This window comes from Dokdonella sp., from assembly GCF_039926425.1.
GTDB lineage: Bacteria > Pseudomonadota > Gammaproteobacteria > Xanthomonadales > Rhodanobacteraceae > Dokdonella_A.
Genome location: NZ_JBDSWZ010000272.1, coordinates 1 through 7,911, shown reverse-complemented (window position 1 = coordinate 7,911; position 7,911 = coordinate 1). Strand labels below are relative to the sequence as shown.

The following is a 7,911-nucleotide window of genomic DNA, read 5'->3' as shown; positions in this document are numbered from 1 at the left end:
TGGTCGCTACTCCCTCGAATACGAAAATCCGACTGCAGGCGACGCATTTTCAGTGGACGCAGGGGCGTTTCTGTTTCTGGATGAGAGTCAGGCGATCGATCCCTCTCAGGCCTCCATCCATTTTGACGCGGCACTTCACCGGGCACCGACGGTTGCGGGTCATGTGCGTACGGACGATGGTCGCGTGCCCGCGGTCGGCTACGTGACGCTTTCGGTATTCCTCAACGGCATCTGGTCAGTCGCCGACCAGTCTGACGTCGCAGACGATGGATCGTTTGTCTCGCAAGCCCTGGCTCCGGGGTCCTACCGCGTATGCGCGGGCGGCACTGCGGGCGACAACCCGCCCGGTACGTTTGTTGGCACCCGGAGACAGTGTTTCAACCATGTTGACCAGCAGTCCGCGGAAGAGCCGGATTTTACCCCCGTCGTCGTGAGCGCCGATGAAGAGCGGATCGGAGTGGATTTCGATCTTTCGACCGGCGGACGCGTGTCAGGCCATATCATCGATGGCCACACGTCGGCTCCGTTGCAGGTTCAGCCGTTTGGCTGGCACGTCTATCTGCATGTCTACGATTCGAATGGCGTTGAATGGAGGCCCCATCCGAGCGCTGACGAGCAAGCAGACGGCACCTATGCAATCGATGGATTGCCCGAAGGAGTGTTCTACCTCGCCGCTCAGGTCATCGGACCGTTTTCAGACGGTGTGCAGATCTATCCCGGCATTTCCTGCGACTACGGGAACGATCAATGCATCGCGACGCTGGGCGAGCCTCTCGTCGTTGCAGCCGGAAGCGAGCTTTCCAACATCGATTTCACCTTCCACCCCGCGGCGATGATCCATGGTCGCGTGATCGATTCACTGACGGGCAGCGGCATCGAGGGCGCGAAGGTGACGTCAACGTACGCGCGCTACGATCCGTTCGGCACGAACTACATTCCTGAATGGACGACGCTGTCGCAAGCCGACGGATCCTACGAAGTGTATGCAAGCGGTTCACGGTACTACTACCTGTCGGCCGAACACCTGGCGCCATGGATCAATACGCTCCACCCTGCCGTTTCATGCGCTGGAATATTCATGCAGCTCTGCTTCCCCGACGGAACGCCGGTTCTGGTCGCGCCCGACAGCACACAGGAGAACGTCGACATCGCCGCAACACTGGGAGGGGGGATCGAAGGGAGGATGAGTAGCCTGTCGTCGGGAGAACCTGTCCTGGCACAGGTCTCCATCACCGTCATGGACACCTACATCCGCTTCGACTCGTCCTATGCGTCCGATGGACGCTATCGCAGCGATGGCATTCCCGCAGGCACCTACGTTGCGACAGCCGGACTCAATGAAGGCACGTGCAGTGTCTATGCAGATCGCCCGTGCCCAAGCGACGCGATGCCACTTCGCGCCGTCGATCCGACGCCAATCGTTTTACAAACCGGCGTCATTGAATCGGCCATTGATTTTCATCTGCCGACGGACACCCTCTTCATCAGCTCGTTCGGGATTCACTGAGCCGGACACGTCATGCCGGCAGCACGCGGCAGATGAATCCCTTCAGATAATCGGTCTCCGGAATTGCCGGATGCACCGGATGATCCGCAGCCTGCTGCAGCGCGACGAGCATCTGCACCTGACGATCCAGGTGGCGTGCGCCGTGCTGGACGGAATCGAGCAACGCGCCGCGCGGCATGTGATGCGAACACGAGCAGGTGATCAGCACTCCATCTTTCGCCAGCACCTGCATGCCAAGCTCATTGAGGCGCCGATACGCGAGGTTCCCCTCCTTGAAATCCTTCTTGCGCTTGATGAAGGCGGGTGGATCGAGAATCACCACGTCGTAGCGTTCGCGTGCTTCGCGAAGGGCCTTGAGGTGATCGAATGCGTCCGCGCGCACGGCGCTCACGCGGTCGGACAACCCGTTGCGCTCGGCATTTGCCGCCGTCGCTTCGACTGCCGATGCCGACGCGTCGACACACACGACCTCGCTGGCGCCGTACGACGCCGCACGCAAGCCCCAGCCACCGAGATACCCGAACATGTCGAGCACACGCTTGCCTTTCACGAGTCGCAACAGCTGGTCGCGATTGTCACGCTGATCGTAGAACCAACCGGTTTTCTGGCCGCCGACCGGATCGATGGCGAAGTCGAGACCGCGCTCGCGCGCGATCGTCTCGCCGCCGTAGTCGCCATAGCCGAGATCGGAGTAGCTCGGCAGCTGTTCCATCGCGCGCGATCCCGCGTCGTTCTTCCACCACAACTGACGTGGTTTGAGAACCTTGACGATCGCCTCGGTCATCTCGTCTTTCAGTCGCTCCATTCCGGCGGTGGTTGCCTGGCCAACCAGCACGTCGCCGAAGCGATCGAGCGTCAGCCCGGGAAGCCCATCGGAATCGCCGAACACCAGCCGGTAATACGGCTCTTCGTAGAGGCGTTCACGCAGCGACAACGCGACCTTGAGGCGATGCACGAACAGCGATCGATCAAGCGCGTGATCCATCCCGCGAACGACCAGGCGTGCAGCGATCAGCGAATTCGGATTGACGTACCCGACACCCAGCGGCTTGCCGTGATGGTCGACGATCACGCAGGCATCACCGGGCTCGAACGCGCTCAACGGCGATCGCGCAACGTCGATTTCATTGGAGAACACCCACAGGTGTCCCCCACGCAGGCGCGCATCTTCGCCACGCTTCAGATGCAGCGCCGGATATTCAATGGCGTCGGTCACGATTCGGGCCTGCACGGTCGGGGCCGCGCACGGTAGCCCCTCCGCAGCGCGGCGGCAACCGGAGCGCAGCGAGGTCGTACACTGTGTCCATGAGCAATCGACTCGCATTGGAAACCAGTCCGTACCTTCGCCAGCACGCCGACAACCCGGTCGACTGGTGGCCGTGGTCCGATGAGGCACTCGCCGCGGCGCGTGCGCAGCGCAAGCCGATCCTGCTGTCGATCGGCTACGCCGCGTGCCACTGGTGCCACGTGATGGCGCACGAAAGCTTCGAGGACGAAGCGACCGCGCACGTGATGAATGCTCTCTACATCAACATCAAGGTCGACCGCGAGGAGCGGCCGGACATCGACAAGGTGTATCAGCTCGCCCACCAGGCGCTTACTCGACGCGGCGGCGGGTGGCCGTTGACCGTCATCCTCGCGCCGGACGACCTGCTCCCGTTTTTTGCCGGGACCTATTTCCCGAAGGTGCCGCGCCAGGGCATGCCCGCCTTTGTCCAGGTGCTCGAAGGCGTGCATGCATGGTTCGACAGCAAAGCGGACGAGGTCACCGCTCAAAACGGCGCACTCGCGAAGTTCCTCGCGGGTCACGGACGCGACGCCGCATCGCAGGACGCACTGGACGATGCACCGATCCACCGCGCGCTCGAGCAAATCGCCGCCAGTTTCGACCAGATCAATGGCGGGCGTCGCGGCGGACCAAAGTTTCCGCATGCGAGCGAGATCGAGCTGCTGCTGGCGTTCGCGCGAAGAGGCGACGAAGACGATCGCGCGGCACACGCGCACATGGCGCGCCGCACGCTCGAGCGAATGGCCGACCGCGGACTGACCGACCATCTCGGCGGCGGTTTCTTCCGCTACTGCGTCGACGATCACTGGGAAATTCCCCACTTCGAGAAGATGCTGTACGACAACGCGCAGCTGCTGCCTGTCTACGCGCATGCATCTGTCGCACTGGCCGTCCCTGCATTCGGTGACGACACCCGCGCCTGCGCCTCCTGGCTCGTACATGACATGCAGGCGCCGGAAGGCGCGTTCTTCAGTTCTCTCGATGCCGACTCCGAAGGCGAGGAAGGCCGCTACTACGTGTGGCAGCGCAGCGAGGTGAACGCGTTGCTGACCGCCGACGAGTGCGCGGTTGCGGTGGCGCGATTCGGACTCGACGGCGCCCCCAATTTCGAAGGCCACGCGTGGCATCTGGTCATCGCCGCGTCGCTCGATGAGGTCTCGGCGGCAACCGGGGTCTCGCGCATCGACGTCGAAGCCCGACTCGCGACGGCACGCGCGAAGCTGCTCGCCGCACGATCGTTGCGCGTTCGCCCTGGCCTCGACGACAAGATACTCACCGCATGGAATGCGCTGGCCATCGGCGGGGCTGCGCGTGCTGCGCGCTGGCTCGATGACCAGCCGTTGCTCGCGCAATCGGAACGGGCACTCGACTTTCTCCACGCGAACGTGTGGAAGCACGACCGCCTTTACGCCTGCCATGCCGGTGGAGTTGCGCGATTCGGTGCGTATCTCGACGACCACGCGTTCCTGCTCGATGCATTGCTCGCGCTGCTGCAGGTTCGCTGGAATCCGCGCGATCTGGATTTCGCGATTGCGCTCGCTGATGCGTTGCTCGCACGGTTTCAGGATCCCGACGGCGGTGGCTTTTTCTTCACGGCGCACGACGCCGAAGTGCTGCCGCAGCGGCCGAAACCATGGATGGACGACTCTCTGCCCTCCGGCAACGGCGTCGCCGCGCGCGCGTTGCTCAAACTCGGCTACCTCCTCGGCGAACCGCGCTATCTCGATGCAGCCGAGCGAACCCTGCGCGCGGCATGGCGCACCCTCGTCGACCTTCCGCACGCCTGTTGCTCGCTGTTGCTCGCGCTCGACGACTACCTGCGACCGACCGCGCATCTGGTCGTGCGGCATCGCTCGCCCGAGGCCATCGCCGCGTGGTCCGACGCGAGCATCATGCATCGCCGCAACGGCGTCGATGTCTACATGATCCCGACCGACGCGCCGCAACTGCCGGGCGTTCTTGCGGCGCCGACGGACGCCGCGATCGTCGCGTATTTCTGCCAAGGAACGTCCTGCGGCCCGCCGATCGTGGATGTCGAGGAGTTCAAGGCACTGTCCGCTCCCCGATCGGCGACATGAAACGCAACAGGGCGCCATCGCGATCACGTCGTTCCGTCGCCGGGTACGCGATCGCCGTGGTGCTGGTCGGCTGCTGCACGCACGCGAATGCCACCGACATCGAGATCGGTCCCGGCGAGGATTTCCGTACCGCGATGCAATCCCTGCTCGCGGGCGATACGTTGACGCTGCGCGGCGGGATCTACCCGCTCACCGATTACTTCGATCTGGAACTGACGGGCACCGCATCGCAACCGATCACGATCCGCGCGAAAACCGGTGAGCAGCCGCATCTGCAGTTCATCGGCAGCAGCCAGAACATCGTCAACATCAGCGACAGCGCGTTCCTTGTCATCGACGGCATCGAGTTCAGCGGTGGATCGCGTGGCCTGCGCCTCACGCGATCGTCGGACATCACGGTGCGCAACTGCCACGTCCACCACACCGCGGCGAATGCGATTGCCGCCAACGACGTCGGCAGCGACTATGCACGCCTCACGTTCGTCCACAACGAGGTCGATCACGCCGGTGGCACGGCGGAAGGGCTCTACCTCGGCTGCAACGACGACGAATGCCGCGTGCACGATTCGCTGATCGCCGACAACTACATCCACGACCTGACTGGCGCCGGCGTGACGCAGGGCGACGGAATCGAGATCAAGCTCGGCAGCTACGGCAATGTCGTGCGCGACAACGTCATCCATCACACCGCGTATCCCGCCATCACGCTGTACGGCGTCAACGGGCGCGGCGCGCGCAATATCATCGAACGCAACGTCATCTGGACCAGCGGCGACAACGGCATCCAGGTCGATTCGGACGCCATCGTTCGCAACAACATCGTGCTGGGCGCCGCGGGCGCAGGGTTCGCCGCGAACGCACAACAAGGCGTCCGCCCGGGAAACCTCGACATCGTCAACAACACGATCATCAACGCCGGTGGTGATGCGATCCATCTGAGTAACGTCGGCGGCGCAATCCTTCTCGCCAACAATGCGCTGTATGCGAGCGCCCACAATGCAGTGTTCGCCAATGGGACGGCATCGCTTGTCACGCTCACGCACAACATCGGCAGCGGCGCGCTGTCCGGTGTGTCCAGCGGCTTCGATTCCAGCGGCGCGATTGGTGACGATTTCGTCGATGCGAGTTCCGGCGGAACACCGCCGCAGAACCTGATCCCGAAGGCTCGCCTGCTCGGAAGTGCCGATGGGACGCTCTTGCCGAACGACGACTTCGACGGCCTGTCGCGCGCCGGCGCGACCGATGTCGGCGCGTACCGCGCGCGTTCGAACGATCAGCCGGGCTGGGCCCTCCAGGCAGGCTTCAAGCAACTGACGCAGATCTTCGCGAGCGGATTCGAGCACGTCGACTGAACCTCGACCGGCGGACTTCGCGCAATGATTAACCGCAATTGAAGCGGGGTTCTCTCCATGCGACTTCCGCATGTCTGCAAAAGGGGACGTTCATGCGGGCTCGTCCATCATCGCTGCCACAGTGACAGCGGACATGTTCATGGACACACGGACCGAGATCGAACGCGAACTCGACGCGATCGAACGGGACCTGCCGAAGATCATCGCCGACCACCCGGATGAGGGTGATCGATGGTTCGCGTTTGCAGCGCGCTCCGACGTGGTGATGGAACGGTTGGCCGACGATGAGCACGACTACGCCGGCGGTCGCATCGATTGCATGCTCCGAAAGGCCGGACTGCTGCCACAGCGTGCAGCGCCAGTGTCGTGAGGCCGCACAGCGATCGCCTCCAGTGAGAGGCGTTCGACAATGCGCAAAGGGCCGGATCGGTGGCTTCGCCGAGCGATGATCAAGCGCGCATCGCCTTTTGCTAGGTATTGCCAAACGCGGAAATCAGAGAATCACGGGGCGATCCGGCAGTTCTTCGTCGTTGCGAGCCCCATTCGCAGGGAAGTGGAGAGCGAGCAGGTCTCCGATGGCTGCGACGCCGTCCAACGCGCCCTGCTGATACGCGCCGTCCGAGAAGCGTCGCTGCATCAGCGCGCAGATATCCACCCAGGTCTGCTGCGCAACCTTCGCGACGATACCGCGGTCGGCCACAACCTCGATCCGGTGATCGGCCAGCAGGATGTAAACCAGAACTCCGGTGTTGTTCTCGGTGTTCCACACCCGAAGCTGCGCAAACACTTCGTGTGCGCGATCGCGTGGGTCGACATCACGCATCACCCGGGCGAACGACAGGCTTCCTTCCACCGCGAAGACGATCTCGCCCAAGTGGCGATGTTCGCTCGCAGCGATTGCGTGTTGCACGGCGTCGAGGGTCGACGCGGGAAAGTGCCTCTTCGCGGACCCGAAGTCGAAGAGATGTCGCAGTGCTCGCATCGTCACCAACTCCCTGAGGCGCCGCCGCCGGAAAACCCGCCGCCACCGCCACTGAATCCACCGCCGCCACCGCCGCCGCTGCTCCATCCATCGCCGCCGCCGAATCCACCGGAACCGCCTCCGCTCGCGAAGCCGCCGCCGCCACCCCCACCGCCGAGGAATCCGACGGCGAGACCGATCAGTCCGGCTCCGATGCCAAGCGGCAGCAGTCCGCTGATCAACCACCCGACCACGCCTGCGCCGATGCCGACCAGGCCTGCGCGCGGTAACGCGGAGAGGCCGCCGAGCATGCTGCGCAGGAACATCGCGGCGAACCAGGCGGCGAACAGCGGTGGGCCAAGATCCCCTCCAAGGCTGTGACTTTCCGGATCGTCTGCCAGCGGCGGTGGCAACGGTTCGTCGTTGATCAGCTTGGTCATCGCGCCGACGGCGTCGTGGATGCCGCCAAAGTAGTCGTTGGCGCGGAATCGCGGCGTGATGTACTCGCGGATGATGCGCGCCGCGGCTGCATCCGGAATCGACCCTTCAAGTCCACGACCCACTTCGATGCGCACACGCCGATCGGCCTTGGCGACGATCAGCACCACGCCATCGTCGGTGCCCTTGCGGCCTATCTTCCAGGCGTCTGCAACGCGGATGCCGAATGCGGCGATGTCCTCGGGCTGCGTCGTCGGCAGCAGCAGCACGGCGACCTGCGATCCCTT

General features: G+C 63.7%; 7 protein-coding genes. 4 read left to right on the top strand and 3 right to left on the bottom strand.

Annotation, left to right across the window (positions count from 1 at the left end; all coding sequences use genetic code 11):
* Positions 1 to 1,507, top strand: a 1,507-nt coding sequence (locus ABIV12_RS15375) for a hypothetical protein (protein WP_348060898.1), incomplete at its 5' end; no start/stop codon positions are given.
* Positions 1,508 to 1,517: 10 nt separating this feature from the next.
* Here ABIV12_RS15375 and ABIV12_RS15370 read toward each other — a convergent pair.
* Positions 1,518 to 2,711, bottom strand: a complete 1,194-nt coding sequence (locus ABIV12_RS15370; protein WP_348060900.1) for a class I SAM-dependent rRNA methyltransferase — start codon at positions 2,709 to 2,711, stop codon at positions 1,518 to 1,520.
* 101 nt (positions 2,712 to 2,812) lie between these two features.
* Between ABIV12_RS15370 and ABIV12_RS15365 the strand changes: the two genes are divergently transcribed.
* The 3 genes from ABIV12_RS15365 to ABIV12_RS15355 all read left to right on the top strand — a co-directional run bounded on the left by ABIV12_RS15365 (position 2,813) and on the right by ABIV12_RS15355 (position 6,595).
* Complete coding sequence (locus ABIV12_RS15365) at positions 2,813 to 4,873, top strand: thioredoxin domain-containing protein (protein ID WP_348060896.1); 2,061 nt, start codon at positions 2,813 to 2,815, stop codon at positions 4,871 to 4,873.
* Positions 4,870 to 6,225 carry a right-handed parallel beta-helix repeat-containing protein gene (locus ABIV12_RS15360; protein WP_348060894.1) on the top strand — a complete coding sequence of 452 codons (1,356 nt, stop codon included), beginning with the start codon at positions 4,870 to 4,872 and terminating at the stop codon, positions 6,223 to 6,225. Before ABIV12_RS15365 ends, ABIV12_RS15360 begins: the two co-directional genes overlap by 4 nt.
* A 139-nt stretch (positions 6,226 to 6,364) precedes the next feature.
* Positions 6,365 to 6,595, top strand: a complete 231-nt coding sequence (locus tag ABIV12_RS15355) for a hypothetical protein (protein ID WP_348060892.1) — start codon at positions 6,365 to 6,367, stop codon at positions 6,593 to 6,595.
* 123 nt (positions 6,596 to 6,718) lie between these two features.
* Here ABIV12_RS15355 and ABIV12_RS15350 read toward each other — a convergent pair whose 3' ends face one another.
* Positions 6,719 to 7,207, bottom strand: a complete 489-nt coding sequence (locus ABIV12_RS15350) for a TPM domain-containing protein (protein WP_348060890.1) — start codon at positions 7,205 to 7,207, stop codon at positions 6,719 to 6,721.
* A gap of 2 nt (positions 7,208 to 7,209) precedes the next feature.
* The coding region (locus ABIV12_RS15345) for a TPM domain-containing protein (RefSeq protein WP_348060888.1) at positions 7,210 to 7,911 on the bottom strand (702 nt) is incomplete at its 5' end.